26 protein-coding genes and 1 pseudogene are annotated in these 25,163 nt (G+C 32.8%); 14 read left to right on the top strand and 13 right to left on the bottom strand.

Annotation, left to right across the window (positions count from 1 at the left end; all coding sequences use genetic code 11):
- Positions 1–50: 50 nt before the first annotated feature.
- A complete protein-coding gene (rfbD, locus tag F555_RS0108265; RefSeq protein ID WP_018154755.1) occupies positions 51–947 on the top strand; it encodes a dTDP-4-dehydrorhamnose reductase in 897 nt (298 codons plus the stop codon).
- Positions 948–954: 7 nt separating this feature from the next.
- On the opposite strand, the gene F555_RS0108270 is transcribed toward rfbD, so the two are convergent.
- The 4 genes from F555_RS0108270 to F555_RS0108285 form a co-directional block, all read right to left on the bottom strand.
- The gene (locus F555_RS0108270) at positions 955–2,139 is read right to left on the bottom strand and encodes a vWA domain-containing protein (RefSeq protein ID WP_018154756.1); all 1,185 of its coding nucleotides are present in this window, start codon (positions 2,137–2,139) and stop codon (positions 955–957) included.
- A 301-nt stretch (positions 2,140–2,440) separates the two neighbouring features.
- Positions 2,441–3,106 carry a hypothetical protein gene (locus F555_RS0108275; RefSeq protein WP_018154757.1) on the bottom strand — a complete coding sequence of 222 codons (666 nt, stop codon included), beginning with the start codon at positions 3,104–3,106 and terminating at the stop codon, positions 2,441–2,443.
- Positions 3,096–4,238: an AAA family ATPase gene (locus F555_RS0108280; RefSeq protein ID WP_018154758.1), complete on the bottom strand. Its 1,143-nt coding sequence runs from the start codon at positions 4,236–4,238 to the stop codon at positions 3,096–3,098. Before F555_RS0108280 ends, F555_RS0108275 begins: the two co-directional genes overlap by 11 nt.
- Before the next feature lie 46 nt (positions 4,239–4,284).
- A complete protein-coding gene (locus F555_RS0108285; protein WP_018154759.1) occupies positions 4,285–5,499 on the bottom strand; it encodes an ornithine cyclodeaminase in 1,215 nt (404 codons plus the stop codon).
- A 785-nt stretch (positions 5,500–6,284) separates the two neighbouring features.
- On the opposite strand from F555_RS0108285, the gene mcrB reads away from it, so the two are divergent.
- From mcrB to F555_RS0108320, 8 genes and pseudogenes are all read left to right on the top strand, one after another.
- Positions 6,285–7,619: a coenzyme-B sulfoethylthiotransferase subunit beta gene (gene mcrB / locus F555_RS0108290; protein WP_018154760.1), complete on the top strand. Its 1,335-nt coding sequence runs from the start codon at positions 6,285–6,287 to the stop codon at positions 7,617–7,619.
- A gap of 121 nt (positions 7,620–7,740) precedes the next feature.
- Positions 7,741–8,235 carry a methyl-coenzyme M reductase operon protein D gene (mcrD, locus tag F555_RS0108295; RefSeq protein WP_018154761.1) on the top strand — a complete coding sequence of 165 codons (495 nt, stop codon included), beginning with the start codon at positions 7,741–7,743 and terminating at the stop codon, positions 8,233–8,235.
- Positions 8,236–9,039, top strand: a complete 804-nt coding sequence (gene mcrG, locus F555_RS0108300) for a coenzyme-B sulfoethylthiotransferase subunit gamma (protein ID WP_018154762.1) — start codon at positions 8,236–8,238, stop codon at positions 9,037–9,039.
- Entirely contained in the window at positions 9,039–10,697 is a 1,659-nt protein-coding gene (gene mcrA / locus F555_RS0108305) for a coenzyme-B sulfoethylthiotransferase subunit alpha (protein ID WP_018154763.1), read from the top strand. Before mcrG ends, mcrA begins: the two co-directional genes overlap by 1 nt.
- Before the next feature lie 419 nt (positions 10,698–11,116).
- Entirely contained in the window at positions 11,117–11,728 is a 612-nt protein-coding gene (locus F555_RS09135) for an ATP-binding protein (protein ID WP_169330644.1), read from the top strand.
- Positions 11,729–11,915: 187 nt separating this feature from the next.
- Positions 11,916–12,056 (top strand): annotated as a pseudogene (locus F555_RS09360) (acylphosphatase); the annotation flags it as partial.
- Positions 12,055–12,108, top strand: coding sequence for a hypothetical protein (locus tag F555_RS09680; RefSeq protein ID WP_366246647.1), 54 nt, complete (start codon positions 12,055–12,057; stop codon positions 12,106–12,108). The pseudogene F555_RS09360 and the gene F555_RS09680, both read left to right, overlap by 2 nt.
- A gap of 236 nt (positions 12,109–12,344) precedes the next feature.
- On the top strand, positions 12,345–13,436 hold the full coding sequence (locus F555_RS0108320; RefSeq protein WP_018154766.1) for an ATP-binding protein: 1,092 nt from the start codon (positions 12,345–12,347) through the stop codon (positions 13,434–13,436).
- A gap of 184 nt (positions 13,437–13,620) precedes the next feature.
- Here the strand turns inward: F555_RS0108320 and F555_RS0108325 are convergent, their stop codons facing one another.
- Positions 13,621–14,088 carry a DUF86 domain-containing protein gene (locus F555_RS0108325; RefSeq protein ID WP_018154767.1) on the bottom strand — a complete coding sequence of 156 codons (468 nt, stop codon included), beginning with the start codon at positions 14,086–14,088 and terminating at the stop codon, positions 13,621–13,623.
- A complete protein-coding gene (locus F555_RS0108330) occupies positions 14,063–14,479 on the bottom strand; it encodes a nucleotidyltransferase domain-containing protein (protein ID WP_018154768.1) in 417 nt (138 codons plus the stop codon). The genes F555_RS0108325 and F555_RS0108330 overlap by 26 nt, the downstream gene beginning before the upstream one ends.
- A gap of 323 nt (positions 14,480–14,802) precedes the next feature.
- Between F555_RS0108330 and F555_RS09530 the strand changes: the two genes are divergently transcribed.
- From F555_RS09530 to F555_RS09255, 5 genes are all read left to right on the top strand, one after another.
- Positions 14,803–14,979 carry a hypothetical protein gene (locus tag F555_RS09530; RefSeq protein WP_018154769.1) on the top strand — a complete coding sequence of 59 codons (177 nt, stop codon included), beginning with the start codon at positions 14,803–14,805 and terminating at the stop codon, positions 14,977–14,979.
- Positions 14,955–15,152: a hypothetical protein gene (locus tag F555_RS09615; protein WP_018154770.1), complete on the top strand. Its 198-nt coding sequence runs from the start codon at positions 14,955–14,957 to the stop codon at positions 15,150–15,152. Before F555_RS09530 ends, F555_RS09615 begins: the two co-directional genes overlap by 25 nt.
- Positions 15,153–15,228: 76 nt before the next feature.
- Positions 15,229–15,639 carry a hypothetical protein gene (locus F555_RS09620; protein WP_245547930.1) on the top strand — a complete coding sequence of 137 codons (411 nt, stop codon included), beginning with the start codon at positions 15,229–15,231 and terminating at the stop codon, positions 15,637–15,639.
- 575 nt (positions 15,640–16,214) lie between these two features.
- Positions 16,215–16,988: a glucose-1-phosphate cytidylyltransferase gene (gene rfbF, locus F555_RS0108350; protein ID WP_018154772.1), complete on the top strand. Its 774-nt coding sequence runs from the start codon at positions 16,215–16,217 to the stop codon at positions 16,986–16,988.
- A gap of 8 nt (positions 16,989–16,996) precedes the next feature.
- Positions 16,997–17,788, top strand: coding sequence for an NAD-dependent epimerase/dehydratase family protein (locus tag F555_RS09255; protein ID WP_018154773.1), 792 nt, complete (start codon positions 16,997–16,999; stop codon positions 17,786–17,788).
- 52 nt (positions 17,789–17,840) lie between these two features.
- On the opposite strand, the gene F555_RS0108360 is transcribed toward F555_RS09255, so the two are convergent.
- The 7 genes from F555_RS0108360 to F555_RS0108390 form a co-directional block, all read right to left on the bottom strand.
- Positions 17,841–18,335 (bottom strand): hypothetical protein, encoded by a 495-nt coding sequence (locus F555_RS0108360; RefSeq protein WP_018154774.1) that lies wholly within the window; start codon positions 18,333–18,335, stop codon positions 17,841–17,843.
- 59 nt (positions 18,336–18,394) lie between these two features.
- Positions 18,395–19,561 carry an ABC transporter ATP-binding protein gene (locus tag F555_RS0108365; protein ID WP_018154775.1) on the bottom strand — a complete coding sequence of 389 codons (1,167 nt, stop codon included), beginning with the start codon at positions 19,559–19,561 and terminating at the stop codon, positions 18,395–18,397.
- Between the two features lie 43 nt (positions 19,562–19,604).
- Positions 19,605–20,375 (bottom strand): molybdate ABC transporter permease subunit, encoded by a 771-nt coding sequence (modB, locus tag F555_RS0108370; RefSeq protein WP_026183025.1) that lies wholly within the window; start codon positions 20,373–20,375, stop codon positions 19,605–19,607.
- A gap of 34 nt (positions 20,376–20,409) precedes the next feature.
- A complete protein-coding gene (gene modA, locus F555_RS0108375) occupies positions 20,410–21,225 on the bottom strand; it encodes a molybdate ABC transporter substrate-binding protein (RefSeq protein WP_018154777.1) in 816 nt (271 codons plus the stop codon).
- Between the two features lie 416 nt (positions 21,226–21,641).
- Entirely contained in the window at positions 21,642–23,153 is a 1,512-nt protein-coding gene (locus F555_RS09260) for a nitrogenase component 1 (RefSeq protein WP_018154778.1), read from the bottom strand.
- Positions 23,154–23,286: 133 nt separating this feature from the next.
- Positions 23,287–24,609 carry a nitrogenase component 1 gene (locus F555_RS0108385; protein WP_018154779.1) on the bottom strand — a complete coding sequence of 441 codons (1,323 nt, stop codon included), beginning with the start codon at positions 24,607–24,609 and terminating at the stop codon, positions 23,287–23,289.
- A gap of 218 nt (positions 24,610–24,827) precedes the next feature.
- The gene (locus F555_RS0108390; protein WP_018154780.1) at positions 24,828–25,151 is read right to left on the bottom strand and encodes a hypothetical protein; all 324 of its coding nucleotides are present in this window, start codon (positions 25,149–25,151) and stop codon (positions 24,828–24,830) included.
- Between the last annotated feature and the right edge of the window lie 12 nt (positions 25,152–25,163).

Below are 25,163 nucleotides of genomic sequence, written 5' to 3' on the forward strand. Positions count from 1 at the left end.
ATTTCTTTTTAATTTTAGATAATGATGAATAAAACCTTCGGGGTTATAATATGGAAAATGTGGCTATTATTGGTTTGGGGATGGTTGGCTATGAAATGGTTAAGAAGTATTTAGGACTGGAAGATTATAGGGTTCATATTGTAACCAGGAGCAATAAGGAATTTTTTAAGGATGATGTTGATAAATACATTGTAGACATTACCAATGAAAATAAAATTAAAGAAACCATTAAAAAAATAAATCCCGACTTTGTTGTAAATACTGCTGCAATAACCAATGTAGATTTGTGTGAAACTGAGAGGGATTTAGCATATAAGACAAACGCCCTTGCTGTTAAATATCTTGGAGAAGCTTGCAAAGAAATCGGAGCTCCGCTATGTCATATATCAACTGACTATGTTTTTGACGGCAACCGTGAAAATCAAAGATCATATACTGAGGAAGATAAAATAAATCCCATTAACTACTATGGATATACTAAGGCAGAAGGGGAGAGACTTTTAAATGAATTAGATTATGATTTAACTTCGATTGTTAGAATATCTGTTCCTTACTGCATAAGCCCAGTTAAAGTTAATTTTCTTATGTGGGTTTTGGAGAAGTTGAAAGCTGGTGAAACAATTAATGTAGTTGTTGACCAATGGAATACTCCAACCTATGTTAATGAGCTCGTTGATGGAATTGTTAAGATTTACGAAAAAGATGTTAATAAACTGCTTCATTTCGGAGGGAGTGAGAGATTAAGTAGGTATGAATTTGCCTTGAAGGTTGCCGAGGTTTTTGACTTAAATGGTGATTTAATTAATCCCATTAGGAGCTCTGAGTTAGGATGGAAAGCGAATAGACCAAAAAATACTTCTTTGAATAGTGAAAAGGTTGAAAAATTACTTAATATTAAATTAAAGAAAGTTGATGAATGTTTAAATGAATTAAAAAAGATTATTTAAGTTTGTATTAAATAATAGTATCAAATAATTCTTCTGCACTCCTTGAAGTTAGCTGGTGAATTGTAATTACACTATCAGATATTCTTTTTAAACTAACAGTAGGTTTTGTATTTATACAGAATGTGAAGATTTTTCCTTTTTTAACTTCCTCAACATACATGATAAACTCCCTATGCATATCACACTCCCCATCAGTTATAAAAACGATATCTCCATTGAAAGTCAGTGCCTTTTTAATAGGCTTCTCGAAATTTGTTCCCCCTCCAAAAAACACAGATGCAAATTCAATAATCTCCTCTGAACATGGTTTTTTATCAAATATTCTTATTTCCCGGATATCATCATCGAATAATATACAGATAAACCTTTTTTTGTCCCTCAACTGAATTTCCAACAGTGATAATGCAATTGCCTTAGCCCAGATTTCTTTCGCCCCCCTCATAGAACCGCTTAAATCCAGACACACGATAAAATCTCCTTTGGTATCATCATGATTTAGAATCTCGTAATTTAGCAATTTATGCTCTGAAAATCTTTTTAAAAAATCAACATATAAACATTCATCAGATAGGTTTTTTACTTCAGTTATAAGCAATTTTGACAAATCACTACCGTATTTTATATCGTGCTTTTCCCCATTGAAGTGTTTTATTTTTGTTTTCTGCTTTCTCAATGCCATCTTTTTAAATTTTCCCAATTTTTCTATGAATTCATTTAACCGTCTATTTTTTAGGAGCTCTTCTGCCAATTCCATTTTTTTCTTTGGATTTGTATAGCTTTTTACCCCATTACCTTTGCCGCAGATGGTATTTATTGAAGACGAGATATCCTCCATATAACTACCGAGCTCCTCCATAATGTCACTTATATCATTTACCATATTTTCGTCATAATCCTCTTTTTCTTCTTTCTTTTTTTTATCGAATTTTTCAGAAAAGTAGGATGTGGCAATAGCGGAATAGGACTCATCCAAACTAGTAATGACCTTTATGTTTTTGTAATGCCTGTTATTCATAATAGCGTCTATAATCGGGTCATGTTTTACAACCTCCACATGATATTTAAAAAACAGATAAAATATATCTTCTATTCTGTTTTCATCCAAATATTGGGCACAATAGGATAGTTTATGCTTATTTTCATTCCAGACGAGTTTGTCATATTTATCGTGTTTTATTGCATTGCATTCCATATTATCACAATCTATATTAACATATATTGTAATACTATTATTATATTAAATCATAAATTATATTACTAATATTATATTAAATCATAAATTATATTACTAATTTTATAATAATATTACTCAAAATTTATAAATTTTTTGGTTATATTTAGATTATGAGATTAACAATATCGGAGCTCTGTATAAAAAGACCTAAAAAATTTAAATTTAAATTAAACAGATTAATATGGATATCCTTAACTACCAAATGAAAAAGAAATAAAAATATAAACAGACAGAGTCTCAACGGCTGCATCATATTTATTTAAATCAAATTTTCTAAGCATTCTTTATCTGCATTGTTGTATTTATCTTCATATTTCAAAATCAAAGGTATAAAATCATTTATTAAACTCTCATCTCTTTCTTTAATTTTATTTAATATATACAATATACATGGGGAATAATTATCACAAAATTTTTTATACAAATCCAACAATAACGCTTCTTTATTCTCTGTCTTAAAAATCAAAGAAACAATGGCGTCTGCATAAATTTCATTATTTAAATTTTTTATAAGTTTTGGGTAGGAATAAATTGTTAATTTTGAGGGAATTTTTGCCAGAGCTCCGGCACTGGCATGTCTTATTATATCGAATTCGCTATCAAGTGATTTTATAAGATAAGGTATGTAGTTATAAACCTCTTCCGCATACTTTTCTCCTACCTTTCCAATGATTTTTATTCCAAGGGATATTATTTCCCTATTTTTAGTATCTAATGTCTGAAACTCATAAACAATGTCTGCAAAATCCCTTTCTCGCGTTTCCCTAATTAGTGCAAATATGTCATCCAATATATTCATTCCTATTATATCATCTACATCTTTATTGTATATTTCAGTTAATGCCTTTAATTTTGATATATTATCCAATCTAAACATTTTTTTATAATAATTATACTCATTATAATCCTTATTTTTATAATTCATTCAACAACCCCTCAATGATTTTATCAAACTCTTTGCAGTCATTTAATATGTTATCTATAACCTCCGAGGATTTGCCGTTTGATAATGCCTCATTTCTCATTTTTTTTAGTTCTAATTTTATATATCCAACCTTGCAGAGCATTTCAATAAGTTTGTTATAATCCTTTCCACAATTTTTGATTTTTTTAGTGTTGATGTATTTTAATTCCTTTTTTAGATTGTCCAAAATCTCTTTTTTTTCCAATGCCTTCTGGGAATATGAGTTTGAACATTCAAAAATAACCTTTGATACCGTAAGGTAGTCCTCCACTTCGTCCCAAAATATATGTCTTAGTATTTCCAAATCATTTTCATCAGCTTCTTTTTTCCCATTTAACAATGCATAGCTTTTTATTGCCTTAATGGATTTTTTAAGCCGCCTGTCTGATATAAATATGTTGTGATGGTTCAATTTCATTTTTATATCCAGCAGATAATCGACAATACCATCGATATTAACTTTTTCAACCTCTTTTTGTAATTTCTTAATGTCTTCTACAGTAATCTTTGTTTTTGGTTTGTAATCCTCATCTAAATAAACCAATTTTTTTAAATTTTCACGGTTGTTTATATTTTTAACGATTTTCCTAAACAAGAATCTGTCATAAAAGGCAAACAATCCATTTTCTTCTGGCAGTTCATTGGATGCTCCAAACAAACTTATCAACGGAGCTCTCTGGACTTCATCACCATTGTGATATATTCTTTCGTTTATTATGGACAACAGTGCATTTAATATGCTACTGTTTGCCTTAAAAATCTCATCTAAAAATACAATTTCTGCATCGGGCATATAATTTTCCGTCTTTCTAATAAATCTATCATTATCTTTAAGTTCTTTAATGCTTAAAGGACCAAATAACTCATCCTCTGTTGAAAATCGTGTAATGAGTTTTTCAAAGTAATCTGCATCAGATATATGGGAAGAAATCGCTCTGATTAACTGGGATTTTGCAACACCTGGATTTCCCAAAAATATACAGTGTTCATTTGCCAAAATTGAAGTTAGGGCAATGTCTATCTCTTCCTTCCTTTCTAAAAAATAACTGTTCAATTCATTCCTTATTTTCTGTATAGCATTCATGTTATCCATTTTTTTACCGTTTTTAGTTTATTAATTTTATTTAATTTTTAATTTTTTATTCATTTAACAAATCCTTTAACATGTGCATAAATGCACAGGGGTCAGATACAATACCAAGTGCCTGATGTGTCCCCCTATCCTGCAATCTGGTAACGACATAAGGGTTCATATCAATACAAACGGTTTTAACCGATGCTGGCAGCATATTTCCGGTGGCAATACCATGAAGCATCGTAGCCAATATAACACACATATCGGCCTCTTGGATGTATTTCCTCATCTCATCCTGTGCTTTTACCACATCCCTTATGGTATCTGGTAAAGGTCCATCGTCCCTTAAAGAGCCACCAATCACATAGGGGATGTTATTTTTCACACACTCGTATAATACGCCTTTTTTTAAAATTCCCTTTTCTACGGCGTTTTTTATTCCACCATGTTTCCACATCTCATTTATTGCCACAAGATGACTTTTATATCCTCCTTTAACCACATTACATTCATTGTTCATACCAAGGGTTGTATTGAACAGTGCATATTCTATATCCATTGTGGCAAATCCATTTCCACAAAACAGTGCATCAACATACCCCTTCCTTATGAGCTCCTCTAATATAGTATGAGCTCGGGTGTGAGCTATTGCTGTTCCAACGACCCATATGATTTTTCCATTATTTTTCTTAATTTCCCTCATTTCATCCATCATGGTTTTTGAATAATATTCAAGTGGTTTTTCAGGAGATACTTCACTTTGCATAAATCCAAATACATCCTTTTCTCTCGTCCTTTCCAGTGGAACCACCCTTATTCCATCATAACCAACAACTACTTCTTCGCCTTCTTTTATAAGTCCCATTCTTTTACATACTGGGATTTTTTCCCCATTTATTGTTTCGATTACTATTACACAATCCATTTCTATATCCCTGACTTTTTTCCAAACTCCATCAATTTTAACATATGTCGGTAAATTTGTGGTACCGTAAAAATTATCTGGCAAGACGCAATCCTTTGGAGCTTTTTTAGTATTTACATTCTTTGTTGAGATTATGGCGCCGATTTGCTGAATTTCTCGTAATATGTCGTCCAAATGTTTATGGTCTTTCCCCTTAACAAGAATTTTTGCATAGGACTCATCATTATTTGTCTTTCCAACATCAAGATGTTCGATATTAAAATCCCCGCCCATCATTGTAACTTTATCCAGTGTTTTTGACAATATATTGGAATCTATTATATGTCCTTTTAATTCAATAACTTCAATATTCACTATACCACCTAGCTCTACATTTAATATTTATTTTATTATTTTGATTATTTCATATTATTATTATATAATTAATTCATTAATAATATTACAAAATAAACAGAAAGTATTATATATAAGTTATTATAAACGATAGTTTGGGGGGTCATAAACAACCATAGGAACCACAAATCTAACAAATAAAACCCCTCTTAAATTTACCGCTATAACTCCGGTAAATCTGTTAAAACTTAGCATGGTATTTCCACGAAGTTTTCAAGCTAAGCAAAGGAAAGTAATGAAAATCAAAAAAATAAAATGACATCTCGCTTCGCCCATGTAATAAAGCCGAATGGGTTTTCATAAATATCCAAGAGCTGCTGAAATTTATTGGAATTTCATCTAATGTTTAACAAAATGGTAAAGGGGCATGATTATTATTGTTTTGAAATGAATATCCATTTGCCTTTACTTGTTTGACTGATGAAGAACATGTGTGGTGGAAATACTATAATTTTAGTTTTTTAGTTTTTGTTGTGCGTCCACAGATTTTTGAGGCAATATTGATGGCCAGAATAGTCAGCATATTGTGTAATATTTAATCACAAAATGCCCTTTTTACGTCATTTGGCAGGTATTTTAAGGTATTTATTTAGGATAATATTATAATTTTATTTTGCAGTATGGTAGTTTTAATATTTTTTCAGTATATAATCTTATCTATTTAATATTTAATGAAAAATATTATATACTAAATATTATAATTATATGGAAAGTTATTATTGTATAGTATAAAATAAGGTGTTAGAATGACCATATATGAAGATAAAATAGATTTGTATGATGAAAAGGGAAAACTTCTTGAAGAAAATGTGCCATTGGATGCCATAAGCCCGATTATTAATCCAACGGTAGAGAAAATAATTGGTGATGTTAAAAGGTCTGTTGCAGTAAATCTATCTGGAATCCAGAACGCACTAAAAAACGGGGCAATTGGAGGTAAGGCTTGCGTCTGCCCTGGAAGAGAACTTGATTTGCCAATAGTAGAAAATGCCGAAATTATTGCTGAAAAGGTAAAAAAATTGATTCAAGTACATGATGGAGATGACACAGTTGTTAGATTGATTAACAAAGGAAATCAAATGCTTGTTCAAATGCCTTCAAAGAGGTTAAAAGTAGCTGCTGATTATACAATATCCACCTTAGCCACAGGAGCTGCGGTAACTCAGTCAATAGTTGATACTTTTGATGTGAATATGTTTAATGCACCAAATATTAAAACTGCAGTTTTGGGAAGATATCCTCAATCAATAGATTTCCATGGTGCAAATATTGCGGCATTGCTTGGTCCCCCTGTAATGCTTGAAGGTCTTGGATATGGGTTGAGAAATATCATGGCAAACCATGTCGTGGCAATCACAAGAAAAAAGACATTAAATGCCGTGGCGTTATCATCCATTTTAGAACAAACGGCAATGTTTGAAACAGGGGATGCAGTAGGTGCATTTGAAAGATATCACCTACTCGGTTTGGCATTCCAGGGGTTAAATGCAAACAACCTAGTTTATGAGATTGTTAAGGAAAATGGTAAAAACGGAACAGTGGGAACTGTTGTAGCATCAGTTGTTGAAAGAGCTCTGGAGGACAAAGTTATTAGACCAGTAAAAACCATGCCATCAGGATTTGTAGTTTATGAACCTGCTGACTGGGCATTGTGGAATGCTTATGCAGCAGCAGGATTGGTTGCATCTATCATGGTAAATGTTGGGGCAGCAAGAGCTGCACAGGGTGTAGCTTCAACGGTGCTTTATTACAACGATATTCTCGAATATGAAACCGGACTGCCGGGTGTTGATTTCGGTAGAACAGAGGGAACTGGAGTAGGTTTCAGCTTTTTCAGCCATTCTATTTATGGTGGTGGAGGTCCAGGAACATTCCATGGAAACCACGTAGTTACAAGACATAGTAAAGGATTTGCCATTCCATGTGCCGCTGCTGCCATGTGCCTTGATGCAGGGACTCAGATGTTTTCCGTTGAAAAAACATCTTCATTGGTAGGTATGGTTTATAGTGCGATTGACTATCTGAGAGAGCCGTTAAAGCACGTTGCATTGGGGGCCTCAGAGGTTAAAGATACACTCTAATTTGACAAATATTCACTAACAAATCCATGCTCATGCCTTAGATAAATTAGAGATAGGGTATAATCATCAAAAATACGGTATATTGCATACTTCTATTCATACAAAACTCGTAGGTGAAATTATGGAAGAAATAAAAGCTGTAGATATTCAGATATTCCCTTACAGGTATTTAAAGCCTGAAACCACTGAAAAGGTATTAAATTCAGTTTATAGTCTTGGGGAGGATATAATACGAGTAATTATTCATGGCCAATCTTTACCAAAATATGTTTATTACGGACCTGCAAGAGGTACCCCAGTAAATCATCCAGATAGGAAAGTCATCAATGTTAATGGAAAAGACGTTGAATTAACCGTTAAGGTTGGGAAATTTATCATTACAGTTCCATACGAAAAAAGTGTAGAGCTCTCAAAAAAATTAGATGAAATATGTAAAAAAGCACTTCCATTTGGCTACAGCTTGAATATGGGAGCATTTACAAAAGTGAAACCAACGGTTTCCGACTATTTAAAGTATGGAGAAGGATTTGAGGGTAAAATAGACCCTAGATTAATAGGAATGGTTGACCCTACTGCAAGAACTTCTGATAAAGTTAAGATGATTAAAGGTGATTAAATGAAAGGGAATTATAAACCGCAGTTTTACCCTGGGGAAACGATAATAGGTGAAAATAGAAGAAGGCATATGAACCCAAATTTTAAATTAAAAAAATTAAGGGAAATTTCAGATGATGATTTAGTTAGGGTTTTAGGGCATAGAAACCCTGGAGAAAGTTATAGGACAGTTCATCCACCACTGGAAGAAATGGACTTTGAGGAAGATGCTATCAAAGACCTTGTAGAACCAATTGATGGAGCAAAAGAAGGTATAAGGGTCAGGTATATTCAGTTTGCAGATTCCATGTATAACGCACCTGCTCAGCCATACGATAGGGCCAGAACCTACATGTGGAGATTCAGAGGGGTAGATACTGGAACACTCTCAGGAAGGCAGGTTATTGAAATAAGGGAGCTCGACTTGGAAAAGATTTCAAAGTGGTTAGTTGAAACAGAAATCTTTGACCCTGCAACATGTGGTATGAGGGGAGCTACTGTGCATGGGCACTCATTGAGGCTTGATGAAAATGGGCTCATGTTTGATGGGTTACAGAGATACATCTATGATGAAAAAACAGGGCATGTTCTGTATGTAAAGGAACAGGTTGGAATACCTTTGGATGAACCAGTAGATGTTGGAGAACCGCTTCCACAGGAATATCTTGCAAAAATTACGACCATTTATAGAAAGGACAATATTGGAATGAGGGAAGACAAAGAGGCATTGGAAGTTGTTGAAACAATACATGTAGCAAGGAGTGAGGGGGGATTTGGTATGAACTCATTTAAAAAGGATTTGAAAAAGAGATTAGGTGAGGAATAATGGATGCTGAAAAGAAACTGTTCTTAAAGGCGTTGAAGGAAAAGTTCGAAGAAGACCCAAAAGAAAAATATACGAGCTTTTACTGCTTCGGAGGATGGAAACAGTCTGCAAGAAAAAGAGAGTTCTATGAAGCAGCTCAGGAAATAACATCAAAAAGGGGAATTCCTGGATACAACCCAGATATTGGGGTTCCATTGGGGCAAAGAACATTGATGACCTATAAAATATCTGGAACAGACGAATATGTAGAAGGGGACGATTTGCACTTCTGCAACAATGCGGCAATTCAGCAGCTTGTAGATGATATTAAAAGGACAGTTATTGTAGGTATGGATACAGGACATGCTGTTCTTGAAAAAAGGCTTGGTGTAGAGGTTACGCCTGAAACAATAAATGAATATATGGAAACAGTTAATCACGCACTGCCAGGAGGTGCCGTTGTTCAGGAGCACATGGTTGAGGTTCATCCAGGTTTAGTTTGGGATTGCTATGCAAAGATATTTACCGGAAATGATGAGTTAGCAGATGAGCTCGACAAAAGATTTTTAATCGACATAAACAAAGAGTTCCCAGAAGAGCAGGCAGAGATGTTAAAAAAATACATTGGAAATAAAACATATCAGGTTTCAAGGGTTCCAACAGTAGTTGTAAGGTGCTGTGATGGTGGAACAGTTTCAAGATGGTCTGCCATGCAGATTGGAATGTCATTCATTACGGCATACAAACTCTGTGCTGGGGAAGCCGCAATTGCTGACTTCTCATATGCGGCAAAACACGCAGATGTTATTCAGATGGGAACAATACTTCCTGCAAGAAGGGCAAGAGGGGCAAATGAGCCAGGGGGAGTTCCATTTGGAATATTTGCCGACATAATCCAAACATCAAGGGTGTGTGATGACCCTGCGGAAGTGACTTTGGAAGTAATTGGTGCAGCTGCAACATTCTACGACCAAGTATGGCTTGGCTCCTACATGTCAGGAGGGGTAGGATTTACACAGTATGCAAGTGCAACCTATACAGACGATATTTTGGATGATTTTGTGTATTATGGTAAAGACTATGTGGAAGACAAATATGGATTGTGCGGTGTAGAAGCTTCAATGGATGTTGTGAGGGATATTACAACAGAAGTAACATTATATGGTATGGAACAGTATGATGAATACCCTACATTATTGGAAGACCACTTTGGAGGTTCTCAAAGAACTGGGGTTGTTGCAGCAGCGGCAGGTTGTTCAGTTGCATTTGCCACAGGAAACTCAAATGCTGGAATTAATGGATGGTATCTAAGTCAGCTATTACATAAAGAATACCACAGCAGATTGGGATTCTATGGATACGACTTACAAGATCAGTGTGGTTCTGCAAACTCTGTATCCATTAGAGCTGACGAGGGTGCATTGCACGAAGCAAGAGGTCCAAACTATCCAAACTATGCCATGAATGTGGGGCATCAGCCAGAATATACAGGTATAGCCCAGGCACCACACGCTGCAAGAGGAGACGCTTTCTGCTTCAACCCACTTGTTAAAGTAGCATTTGCAGATAAGCACTTGGTATTTGACTTTAAATGGCCAAGAAAGTGCATTGCAAAAGGAGCTCTGAGGGAATTTGAACCTGCAGGTGAAAGGGATTTAATCATTCCTGGAAATCATTAAATCGAGGTAAATCCTTTGGAATTGCTTTTATAAAAATAGAAGGTCTTATTCTATTTTAAAAATAACGTATTATTGGAGCTCCGATATATTTTTTATTTTTTTATTTTTTTCAGAACTAGGTTTAAAAATATAATTTAACAATATCTAAAAAATACGATCTACCGTCTGTTGAAGTGAAAAACAGTGAAAGACTTTAGAAATGCCCTTGAATTTCTGATATGTGTAAATGTAAAAGAACCGTAGTGATAACCGATGAGTTTTCCCCAATATATTTCAACTATTTTTTGGAAAGAATTTTGAAGAGAAGCTCCTACAAAATGTTTTTAAAAAGACCTCTATATTGTATGAAGAACCAGAGTTTATTTTGAGGAAGAGTTGGGGATGTCCATAGGTATTATTTTATACTTGAAGCAATAGCTTTGGGATATAATAGAATCAGCGAAATATCTAACTTTACGGGAATTAGGGCAAATGATTTGCCCAAATACTTAAAAACACTGATAAATTTGGAGTTTGTTGAAAGAGAAATTCCAATTACTGATAGTCCAAAGAGTAAGAAGGGGCAGTATAAAATAAAAGACAATTTTTTTAGATTTTGGTTTAATTTTGTATATCCTAATAAGGGAGAGATAGAAATTGAAACTTATACTATAGATTTTTTACGATTTAACCAGTATTTAGGACATATATTCGAAGATATTGCAAAAGAGTTTTTACTTAATCTTTCAAAAAAAGGGGAGCTCCCATTTAGATTTTCCAAAATAGGCAGATGGTGGCATAAAGGTGAAGAAATAGATATTGTGGCAATGTCTAAGAATAATGAAAAGGTTTTATTTGCAGAAGTAAAATGGAAGAAATTGACATTACGAGAGGCGAGAGGGATTTTAAAGGATTTGGAAAGAAAATCACAACTTGTTAATTTGAAATCTGAAAATTATTATTTTTGTCTGATAGCAAAAAGTATTGATGGTAAGGAGGAGCTTCGAGAAGAGAATTATTTGGTTTATGATTTGGATGATTTTAGAAGATAAGAACGGGAGCTCCGATAAATACGTCCCCTAAAAATAAATTTTATGAAATGAGTAAATCAATGTTTATTATTGTTATAATTGATATTTGAAAGTCAGGTTTTGAACTTTGATACTACTGTTAGATAGGATTTGAACCGTATGTTTAAAAATGTGAATGATATATAATAATAGATTATCAGGTGAGAATGTGGCAACCACTTATGAGTTAAGGATATACGGAATTGAACAAAATCCTCCGGATTTTGTAACCCGAAGCTACGCTTCGGAAACTCAACATGTAGGATTTAGAGATAAAATAGAAAATTTAGGTTGGGCAGATGGAATTGATGAACGAAAAATTGGATAGAATTATAGAATTACTGGAAAAAAATAATAAATAATTCTTTTCTCTTGTGTGGCAAGAGAGCAAGGAAATCACTTCGTGATTTCGTCTAATACTTAGATTTAATTTAGGGGAGCTCCGGCAGTTATCAGTTTATTCATAAATTTGAATAGGAATATAAATCTAAGTTTTATTTTTTATATATAATGAGTTAAGATGAGCTCAGTTAAGACTGTTTTATTACCGTGGTAAGTTTGAAATACTGCTCTTCACACATTTTATATTGGTGAAACTATGAAATTCTTCAACAGAGAAAAGGAAATTAAAGAAATCCTTCACATTTTGAACAAAGAGCCAAATGATATCTATTTCATCTACGGTTCCATAAACAGTGGTAAAACTACTTTAATCAACCATATAATAAACAACAAATTAGACGATAATTACAAAGTATTTTATATAAATTTTAGAACCTACCTAATATCTGAAAAAAGAGACTTCATAGAGGCGATATTTACCACAAAAAAAGAGGGAATCTTAGAAAAAATAAAGGACAAATCAGAGGTAATAAATCTAATCACTAAAACCACAAAAACTTTAACAGGAATTCCCATTCCAGAAGTAGAATTTAACAAACTATTTGAAGAAAAAATAAACGATGCCTTTCAGTATTTAAATGATGTGGTTTTAGAAACTAAAAAGAGTGGTAGAACCCCTATTTTAATTCTCGACGAACTTCAGATGATAAAGGAAGTAACCACAAATGGTCAAAAATACCTATTAAAAGAACTATTTCAATTCTTAGTCTCACTAACAAAGGAACAGCACTTATGCCATGTGTTTTGTTTAACTTCTGATAGTCTATTTGCTGAATATGTGTATAATACTGGGGAGCTCGAAGGTAGGGCAAAACATCTTTTAGTTGATGATTTTGATAAGGAAACTGCAATAGCATTTATGGGCTTTTTAGCAAAAGAAAATGGGGTCGCACTCTCTGATAGTGATAAAGAAAAAATATATTCATATGTTGGGGGGAAACCAAAGGATATAGCTTATGTAGTTGAAGAAAGTAGTTTTAAAGATTTAAATGAAGTTTTGGGGTTCCTACTGAATGATGAAATTCAAAAATTAGATGCGAAATTTGAAATTATGGATTATTTAAAACCAAAGGTAAAAATTGGGGAAAATATTGTAGAAATTGAAAAAGAAGATATTTTAAAATCATTAAGCCTATTTAAAGATAAATATACCATTTCAAAAAAAGAAATTCCTACCCTCGTGTATATTTATTTAATCAAAGAAAATATATTATTCCTAAACCCACAAGAAGGAACATTAAAACCACAATCATTTTTAATTTGGAATGCTATTAAAAAGGTGGTTTAATTTTCATTTAGTTTATGTTTTCAGAGCTCAGTTATTTATATGGAGTATGGAATTTTTAATAATTTTCATTTATGGGAGTTCTGATATTTTTTATGTTTGGGATAAATTGAAAAAAATATATTGGTTATGATATAAGTTCTTTTTTAATAATAAGCTTTTGAAGAAAAATATAAAAATCTTTTAATTAATCTATTTTCTCAAATGCTTCTATTAACTTAATAATAATTTCATACACTTCATCAATCCCATGCAAGCCGTCTTTAACTACCTCGAGATTAATATTATCGTATTTATGAACTATTGCATTCGGAGCTCCGAAGGAGCGGAGAGCTACAAAACTCGAAGAGTTTTGTTCAATCCTTAATCCATTGTATAATTTTAAAAGGGCTGCATCTTCCTCAGATAATATTTTTTTGTCAGTAAGTGTTTTTATATTTGAGTAATCATCTTCAACTACTGCCCCAATATCTTTTACAATCATTGCTACAATATCCATAGAAACTTCCACACATATTTGTAGGGAATACATCAGAGCTCTTTGGGTAATCTCATCTGTAATATCATATTTTTGAATTATATCGTATTCCTCTTCGAACTTTTCAAGTTTTTTAAAGTACCTATTCAATCTACTGGAATTCTTTGATTCGCTCATTGAATTTCCTCCTTAAAAGAATTTTTTCCCTAACGCTTGAAAAAGTATTTTCCTTAATCCTATGTTCCATATCCCTCCAAAGTTTTCTAAACTTATAAAAATACTCCGAGAGCTCTAACTCATCACCATATATTACATTACCTTTGAAGTTTTTGATTATGTTAATTTGAATATATAGTGGGAGCTCCTCGAAAATTTTTAAATCGTATTTTCCCCCTAATTTTCTCAATATTTCAAAATAGTAATTATTATCTTTTGGATTTACAATACATACATCAATATCGCTTTTTTTAGTAAAATCCCCCGTTGCATAAGAACCAAAGAGAATTATTCCCATGCAAGAATGTTTATATTCTTTAAAATCTTCTTTTAATTGCTTGAATAATTCCATAATTTCACCATGATAGGAGCTCAGTTGATTTTATAGAAAATATAATTATAATATATTAACCATTACTATTTAATATTTCGATAGTAACTGTCACGAGGATTCAGGTGAGCTCTTTTAATAATCTTTCATTTAGAGGAGCTCCGATAAGTGTCTTTATATGTTCAGAGCTCAGTTGATTTTAGTGGTTAAGGTGAGCTCTAATATATCCAATAATTTATATATTGTTGTGGATATAATATAATAAAATGGTAACTCACACGTAGATACGGGTTGTTGCAAATAAAATATTGATAATTTGATAAATGTGATAATTGGGTGAAATTATGGCAACATTATTGGAAGAGGGTGTTTGTATTATTAAAGATAAAAAAGTTGCTAAATGGTTATTGGAGGAATTGGAAAAACCTTCAAAAGAATCACCAATATCAGAAGAGATCAGGATAAGAACAAGGACGGCATTAAAAGAGGGGGTTAAATGGGCGAAGAACATGCCGTTATAATTCCTTTAAAAATCCTATTAAATAACCATGGTAAAGAATTAGACGAAATGTTTCGCATTTCGTTGCTCTCCGCTTCGCTACGAAAAGTTAAAAACTTACTCAATACATTTAAATGCTCTAAAAATATAGATGTGGAAAATTTTTTAAAAAATTCTTCTATTTTATTTGAATAAAAATCGCTTCGTGATTTTTATAACTCACCTTCACTTCGTTCAGGTGATTGAATAAAAAAACAAAAGCAGAACATATTTGGTTATGAAAAAAGGAACCACCAATATTTTAGGGTACTTTACTTTAACATCGTCTATTTTAAAAATTGTTGAAGAAGTTTCAAAGAAGACGTTGAAAAGATTAGATGGAATTTCAAAAGATAAAACAGAGTTTCCAATTTATTTAATCGGACAGTTGGGAAAAAATGATATATTTTGGAATGAGATTAGTGGGAGTTATCTATTAGAAAGTGCTATTTCCAATATTTATGATGCCCATGAAGTTGTTGGTGGAAGAGTTGTTTTAATTGAGACCTTAAATAATGAAAAATTAATTAAGTTCTATGAGAAAAACAGGTTTAAACAACTACAAAAAAGATTGGATGTTAAAAAAGATAATATAGGTAACGAAATAAAAAAAGAATACATACAACTTATTAGGTTTTTATAATTATGCCCTCAATTTAATATGACTATAATTTTTCATTTAGGGAGCTCCGATATTTTATGTATTTTGGGAGCTCAGTTGATTTCATGTGGTTAAGAATGATCATTTAATCATCTGCATAGGTCTGCTCTTCTACTGTCTTGTTTCGTTTTAAAATACTGGTAGTTTTATTTTAATTATGGGATTTTTCTATTTTTTCAGTTAATTTTTTATATGTTTTAATTGCGTAATTAAATTAATTTTATTTCTGGATTCGTTGATTTAATATATCTTTCATGCTTTTCCTTTTATTTTGAAAATTAGGAATAATTATTTATAATTTATTGATATAATAAAGTTATAAATTATTATACAGTTAGTTACTATACTCTGACTTCTAAGAATATGAAAGTTAGGAAGGTTGTTAGAGTGTTGGTTTAGTTGGGATTAACGGAGCTCTGAGGGTAATTTATATATGCTAATAACTCTTTATTAAATTTATCTTCCATATGGGGCATTTTAACAAAAGGGGACTAGAATTTAACAATATGATGAATTTTTTAGTAACATTACTTTAAATTAAGTGTAATGGTGAAACTATGAAAGTAGTAATTTTAGCAGGAGGCTTTGGAACAAGATTGGCAGAAGAAACTCACAGCATACCAAAGCCAATGGTAGAAATTGGGGGAAAACCAATTTTATGGCATATTATGAAAATATATTCTACTTATGGATTTAATGATTTTGTGATATGCCTTGGATATAAAGGATATGTTATAAAAGAGTATTTTGCCAATTACTTTTTGCATAATAGTGATGTAACAATAGATATTAAAAATAACAGTATGGAAATACACAACAACTATTCTGAACCATGGAAGGTTACTCTTGTAGATACTGGACTCAATACAATGACTGGCGGTAGACTCAAGAGGGTGGCCAAATACTTAGATGATGAGACATTTATGCTAACTTATGGTGATGGAGTAGGAAATATTAACATAAAAGAGCTCATTGAATTTCACAGAAGCCATGGTAAGCTGGCAACAGTTACTGCGACACAGCCTGAGGGAAGATTTGGGGCATTAAAATTGGAAAACAATAAAGTTACAAGTTTTGCTGAGAAAATGGACAATAAAGATAGCTGGATAAATGGGGGGTTTTTTGTATTGGAGCCAGAAGTAATTAACTACATAAAAGACGACAATACAATATGGGAAAGAGAACCTCTGGAAAAATTATCAAAAGATGGGGAATTAATGGCTTATTTCCATGACGGTTTCTGGAAACCTATGGATAAATTAAAAGATAAGATGGACTTGGAAGAAATGTGGAGCTCAGGCAATGCACCATGGAAAATATGGAAAGAATAGGTGGGATAATGTCCAAAACAGTACTACTGACAGGAGCCACTGGGTTCATAGGAAGTCATTTATTAGAGGAATTAATAAATCAAAATTATGAGGTAATAATTCTTAAAAGAAGTTTTTCCAACACTTGGAGAATAGACCATTTGTTAGATAATATAACATTTTATGATATAGATAAAGTCCCTATTGAAAATATTTTTGACAATCATGAGATAAACTATGTTGTGCATTTGGCAACCTATTATAAAAAAACACATGAATATAACGACATTGAAGAGATGATGGAATCAAATATAACCATTCCAACGAAGATACTTGAACAGATGAGATTACATTCTGTTGAATATTTTATAAATACAGGGACATTTTTTGAGTATGATTTAAATTCGAGATTAATCGGTAAAAATAACAACATGTGGCTTTTGAGCATATCACTTATTTTGTTTGTGATTGCGGGATTCATTAAAAGAGGATATAAAAGAGGTAACACAATAGTAGATAGTATAAATGATAATAATACATTTGAAGCCATTAAAAAAGAAATAGTGGATATTTATCCCATGTTTGTAAGTTTAATAACCAATAAAAAATATGTTGAGGGCATAATTAAAGCATACTGCAGGTTTATTAGTAAACTAAATGCCCATAAATCCCTAACTCCAAGAGAGATATGCAATAGGTATGGTAACATTAAGGGAATAGAAACAATAACAGAAATATTTGAAAAAGTGTATTATGGAAATAAAAGCCCTGAAAAAGATGATATCAATAAATATGATGAATTCTTTAAAAGGTCCTTGTGAATTACGTCTCTCTTATAGAAAGGGACTTCTTGCGAAATATATTAAAATAAAATTAATTAAAATATGATTTTTTCAAATTTTCATTTATCTCTTCAAGTATTGCCAATCTTTTACACATGCCGTCATCAAAACTACAATCACCGCATGCAATACATGTGAGTTTGTCTTTTATGCCCACTCCTATGGTGTTTAACCCTGAAATCACTTTTTTATTTTCAAAATTATCTGCAACACATTTTAAACCTGCCCCACATGCAAGTACCAATATGGAATCAAAGGAGCTCCCTCCAACATCTTCTGCCAATGCCTTAACAGCATCGTATTTGCATAAACTATCTTCTAAGGAATCAGGTAATTCATCATGTTCAAATATTTTGAACCCATTTTCAGCTAATATTTTCTTCATCTCTTTTACTTCATCAGGACCTCCAGTTTTACTGATCTTTGCACATTTACCGCAACCTATTACCATTAAAACTTCAGTATTTTTTTCAGTTAGCTTCCTTTTAATCTCGTCTATATCTTTTTTGATTGTTATGGCTGACATTGTATACCTCCTAAATATTAATTTATGGTAGATGAAAACATATATAAAATATTTTTGAATCAGTTTTTACACTTACATGAAGATTTTCGATTTTTAGATTTGCACTTTTTACCACACATTGGGTGGGGGGCATCTTTACTGAATGAAACCCATACTTCATCATTTATATCGTATTTCAATAAATTTCTTGTGGTAATTGCATACATCTCCATACTACCTATATCTACAGCAACTTTTAATACTGAACCATTTGGAACTATGTCGATAACCTTTCCCCTTATTGTGTTATTTCCAAATGATGTAAGGAGCTCCCTAATTCTTTGATTTTCAACATCTCCGGTTTTAACCCTATCCAATACAACATCCTCTGGATGAATGCATAGGGATATCTCTTTTCTGGTTTCGAATATTGGATATTTCCTAACTCTTATTTTAAACGATGTTTTTGAATTGTTATTACCATTTATTTCCACTATTGCAGTGTCATTTTCTAATTTTAATACTGTTCCTTTCAAAATATTCTTTACCCCAACAAATTTTGCAACAAATTCGTTTTTTGGATGATAAAATATTTCATCAGGCTTTCCAATCTGTTGAATTATTCCTTTATTCATTACTGCAACATTATCCCCCAACAACATGGCTTCTGTTAAATCGTGGGTCACATAGATTCCAGTAACCCCCAATTTTTTCAGTGTGATTTTTAATTCCTCCCTTAACTTTTCCCTTAAAACTGGATCTAAAGCACTTAATGGCTCATCCAATAGTAAAACATCGGGATTTATTACCAAAGCCCTTGCTAGTGCAACCCTCTGTTTCTGTCCACCACTCAGTTGAGATATTTTTTTATTCGTTAGATGCTCAATTTCAAGAGCTCCCATTATTTCATTTACTCTATTTTTAATCTCATGTTCTGGCATCTTCCTTATTCTTAGTCCAAAGGCTATATTTTCAAAAACATTCTTATGTGGAAATAGGGCGTACTCCTGGAAAACAAACCCTATATTTCTTTTCTGCGGAAGGAGATTATTTATCACTGTATTGTTAACTATTATGTTGCCAGTATCCTGTTTTACCAATCCTGCTATAATTTTTAGAAGGGTGGTTTTTCCACAACCACTTGGTCCTAATAGAACCATTATTTCGTTATCATTTACACTTAAATTTATGTCGTTTAAAATTTCTTGCCCATTTAGTCCTTTAGATACATTACTAATTTCTATCATAAGTTCCACCGTATTTTACCACTTATATCCAATATATCCCACCTCAATCTTTGGCTGCAATTCTTTTAAATAACGCCAGAATTCCAAACGATATAACAATTAGAATTAATGATAGGATATTTGCAATGTCTCTGTTTCCACTCAATGCGTTATTGAATATTGCTATAGGTAGGGTGTCTAAAAGCCCACAGACCATCACTGTGGCCCCAAATTCTCCTATTGCTCTGGCATAAGTCAATATTATTCCAGATATAATTCCAGCTTTTGATAAAGGCAAAATTATCTCCTTAAATATTTCATAGTCACTTGCACCAAGTGTTTTTGCAGCATCAATTAATGACGGAGATATATCTTGAAGAGAAGCCCTAATACTTCTAACCATAAAAGGAAGGGCTACAAACGTCTGGGCCATAACAATTGCAAAAGTCGTGAACATTATCGTGATCCCCAATACATGTAGTGGGTATCCCACCAATCCGTACCTTCCAAAAGTTATTAAAAGCAAATATCCTGCAACAGTTGGAGGTACTACGAGAGGGAGGTTAACAATGGTATCAAATATTTCTTTCAGTGGAAATTTTTTGTAAGTGAGTATATATGCCAGTGGAATCCCAACAAAAAGTGAGATTAACGTTGATACAAGAGAAGTAGTTACACTTAAAATTAAGGGACGTAGTATTGATTGGTAATCAATAGTCATATCTAAAGGGCTTGAAAATATGTTGAATAATAATGCCACAAAGGGCATGATTACCAATAAAATAAATACACCAATACTTAGCCCCATCAAAAATCTAAAGATTATTAGTCGCATGTCCACCACTTGTTTTGCAGGATATTCTTTGGAATTATTGTTTTGGAGTTATAACTACAAGTTCATTCTTTGCAAATATGGTGTGGTCTTCTACAGATCCTTCATTTTCAAGAAGATTCATATGTTTTAAACTTGCTGAAGCAAATACATCTGCTCCACTTTCTCCACCTACTGCTCCACCTTCTATTTTCTGCCTCAGAGAACCTGAGCTCGCAAATAATAATTTTACTTTACATCCTGTCTCTTTTTCAAATTCATTTCCTATATCTTTAAATGCATCTGTTAATGACGCAGCAGCATAAACTACAATAGTTCCTTCAATTTTTTCAGGACTGTAAGGTTTTGGGTTATCTATTGGACTTACAAACCCATATTTTGTTAGTATTTCCTGCCCTTCTTTTGAAAGAACAAATTTCACAAACTCATTTGATTCTTTTTTATTATCACTGTCTTTTAATACTGCAATAGGATATTCAGGGACTACATTAATTTCTTTTGGAATTGTAATGATTTCTACTTTATCTTTTTCCATAAACGCATCGGTTCTATAAACAAATCCTGCATCCACTTCTTTTGAAACTACTTTATCCAAAACTGCCCTAACATTGGCATCTTTTGAAACCACGTTTTTTAATATTTTATCTGCAAGTTCTGGATTCGATCTTTTCAAGTTATCTATGACTTTGACCGCATATTTTCCTGCTGGAACGTGATCTGGGTTTCCTATGGATATTGTTACTCCATCGTTTCCTAGATCTTCAAAGTTTGTTATTTTTACATCTGGTTGATTATCAACACATCCAGAAAATGCTACGATAACACCCAATATAAGCAATAATGCCTTTTTCACAATATCCCCCATATTTTAATCGGAAGTATATTTCCTACTTTATAACATAATAAAGGAAATCTCTTTCCTATCACATGATATATAATAATATTATATAAACTTTTCGATACTGGGGTATTTTATTGTCGATATCGTTTATTTTTTCAAAATTCATCATTTTTACAATATGTTAATTAATATTAATTACTATTTTATACAGATACTAACTTAATATAATTGCTAACTAATATTTTTTGGTATATATTATTTTCCATATTTTAGCTGAAAAATACAAAGATTAGTCGTTTTCCCCAAAAAACGGTTAAAAACCTTTTTATATTGTTAAATACAATATATAGTTGTTAAAAAATAAAAAATAAAAGTAAAAATATCTTAAAATAAAAGATATTCGCAAAAATAAATTTTGCTCAAATGGCTCAAATGTGTAAAGTTTTATAGGTTTCTGATGATCCTACCAAGAGATTTGCAGCATCTTCTGCAATTCTCAATGCTCCACTATATCCTAACATAGGTTTCCTATGGTATCCGTACCTATCGATAACTGGGAATCCAACCCTAAGCAAAGGTATTTCTTCTTCATTTGCTATATATCTTCCCCTATAATCCCCGATAATCAGGTCGATAGGATTTTTCTTTATGAACTTATGGAGCTGATATAAATCGCCATTTTCAAATACGGTGATTTTTACATCATTCTCCCTTGATATTCTTTCCATTTCAGAGGTGAAATATGGAGTTTTAGTAGGAGAAAGGACAGCTATGACTTTCATTCCCATTTCAAATGCAAAATCTGTTAAACCTATAACTTTATCTGGATCACCAAATATTGCAACTTTTCTGTTTCTCAAAACACCGTTTGCATCTACCATGGCATCTATTGCATAGCCTCTCTCGTCCCATATGGAATCTGGAATTTCTTTACCTGATATTTCAGATAATGTCTTTACAAAGTTATCTGTATTTTCAATTCCTATTGGGAACTTTAGATTGTAGGATGTAACCCCAAAGTTTTCAAGATATTTTGCCCCACTAATACCTTCGATTCCAAATGATATTGTGGCCTTTGAATTCGGAGCTCTTTTTATGGCATCAACTGTTGTTTCACATTCTGGAAACTTTTCCTTTGGACGTCTCAATGGACGGTCAAGTGAGGTAATATCTGTAAGCAGGGTGTAACATATGTTCATTTCCCTGCATATGTGTTTTATTTCTCTAACATCACCTGGATTCACCACTCCAGGTATTATATTTATTTTATTTGAACGTCCTGAAGGGTTGCATTTGCCACTACTGCCCTTTCCACATCTGCCAGTTTTATTTTTTTCTTCCATTACAAGTGCCTTGATAATTTCTTTTAGGGTACTGTCATATCCATTTATGTGGGTGCCTACATAAGATGGGGTACTTACTGCAACAACGTTGGCTGAAGACTTTGATTTTTTACCCTCACATCTTTTCTGCGTCTCACCGCAACGTGATTTTCTACGTTCGCAGCCTCTCTGTCCATTATGATTTTGATTTGAACAGTTGCATGGTTTCGTTTCATCGTATTTACAGAACTTGGCCGTATTAGAAGTGCTTGCAGTACCTGTAGATTTACCGTGACACTTGCTAAGGTCCTCAGTGGCTTTTTTTAATCCACCTTGTATGTCCTCACCAATAGTCTCACTTAAACCTGTTGTCATCACCACTACTAAATCCGGCTGTTTGTTTTTTACAATATTTTTAATACCATAGATCAGGTTATCTCTGCCCCCATATATTGCCGAAACTTCATAAAAACCCGTAGTGGCAATTTCAACAGGTTCTTTAAAGTGTTTTGTTATTATACTCTTTACATAGCTGGCACATCCTTGGGAACCATGAATAAGTGGAACGGTTTTATATATGCCAAGTGCTGCAAATACTCCCCCCAACAACTGATCCATTTTTGGGGAATTCACAGTTAGTGATCTTTTTTCTTCGTTAATAACTTCGATTGAAATAATTTCACCTCATAACCCTTTCCCGACATTAATCACATTAATCATTTCACAATCTACAGTTTTATGGCTCACTAAATTATCGTATAAGTTTCCAGACCTTTGAGTTAACCGTTCCATAAACTTCCTCTGCAAAATTTACAAAGCCATCAAATCCTACATAACTTCTTTTTATCCCCCTTCCGTATATGAATGGAGTTCCAAGTTTGTATAGGAGCTGCCTTGTTTTATTGTCGGATACGAATATATCAGGTTTACATTCAAGTATTATCTCTTCGAGCTCGTGAGTATTTGGATTGTCAATTATGATGGTCCCCTCTGGAACCCTCTTAAGTATTTTCTCGTAATTTTCTTCATTTCCAAAGTAAGTGGCTATTCCTACTATTTCCATTCCAAGGTCATTTTTAAGAGGATTGATATAGTGAAGAACCCTCTGAGCACCGTGACATATAAAGACCTTCTTACCTTCAAGTTTCTCCTTAAAGAACTCCAATTTTGGTTTCACTTGTTCTAGATTTTCACTTATAACCTTTTCAATTTTCTCTTCATCTATCCCAAGAACCATGCCTATTCGTCTCAGCGCAGTTGAACAGCTTTCAATACCAAAGAAATTTGCAGTCACATAGGGAATTCCATATTTTTCCCTCATCATTTTGGCTAAATTCATTGAACTTTTCATGCAGTGTACGATGTTGACCTTTGCTTTGTGCATGACCCTTATTTTGTCAATAGATGCATTACCTGTAAATGAGCATAAGACTCTAACTCCTATCTTACCCAACATTTCCTCTATAACCTTTGCATCTTTTACACCAAAATCTCCTATAAGATTTACATCGTAAGGTGTGGTTTCACACTCTCGGGTACCTATTAATTGAAAGAGCTGTTCGTTTGCTATTTTATGCCCAGCATTCTGATTTGCACCTTTAAAACCTGCACAATTAAAAGCTAGTACTGGTATCCCTAATTTTTCACTGGCTTTTTTTGCTACAGATTGTATATCGTTTCCTATTAGTGCTGGAGTGCATGTTTCATATACAAAAACTGCATCAGGATTGAACTCCTCTGCAGCCTTTAATATGGCTTCAAATAACTTTTCTTCACCACCAAATATTATATCGCTTTCTTGAAGATCTGTTGTAAATCCGTATCCGTATGATTGGGAACGGTAATCCCATGAATGGTATGCACAGCTCATGGGAGAATGTACTAGATGAACCACGTTTTTTATTTGGTTACATATTACTACCCTGCATCCATGAAATGCACATGATCTTTCACTAGAATCACCCGGTAAGGTGAATTTAGAACAGGTTGGGATAACAGCATCCTCACTTTTAACAGTACAGTGCATAGTTCGATCTGGTCTTTCTTTGTCACAGTTAAGTACTTTGTAAGGCATAGTATCACACGATTTATTAATAACCTTTTAAATAATCTTTAATTAATAATCATGATAAACATAATACTCAAATAACCAACATTTCTCGCAGGTAAATTCTCACAATAATATTAATATTTAAAATGTGAAACCAGAGGTTTCACCAATAGGGAAAAAGTGGCAGTTATGAATCAGTTATGAATTATTGCAGCACATCGTAATTGTAGCATATCCAAGCATTAGATCCAGTCAATACCTTTGGATTTACAAATGTTCCTTATTTCTTCTATGGTTTCTTCTGGAACTCCAAATTTTTTAACATCATCAAGACTACCTACATCTTTTGGTTTTCCATAACCACCATAGCCGTATTTCTCAATGATGTATTTTGCTACAATTATGGGAATTCCTTTAAGGTTGGTTACCTGTACGAGTACATCCCCTTCAACTGGTTTATCTTCTTTTCCTATCTGAAATGTGGCATACACAAATTCATCGCCATCATTTACTGCTCTCCCCATCTTGTCATAGAACTTCGCCAATCTAATCTTCATATCAGACATGATATCATCCTT

It is taken from the genome of Methanothermococcus thermolithotrophicus DSM 2095, from assembly GCF_000376965.1.
GTDB classification, from domain to species: Archaea; AGJL01; Methanococci; order Methanococcales; family Methanococcaceae; genus Methanothermococcus; species Methanothermococcus thermolithotrophicus.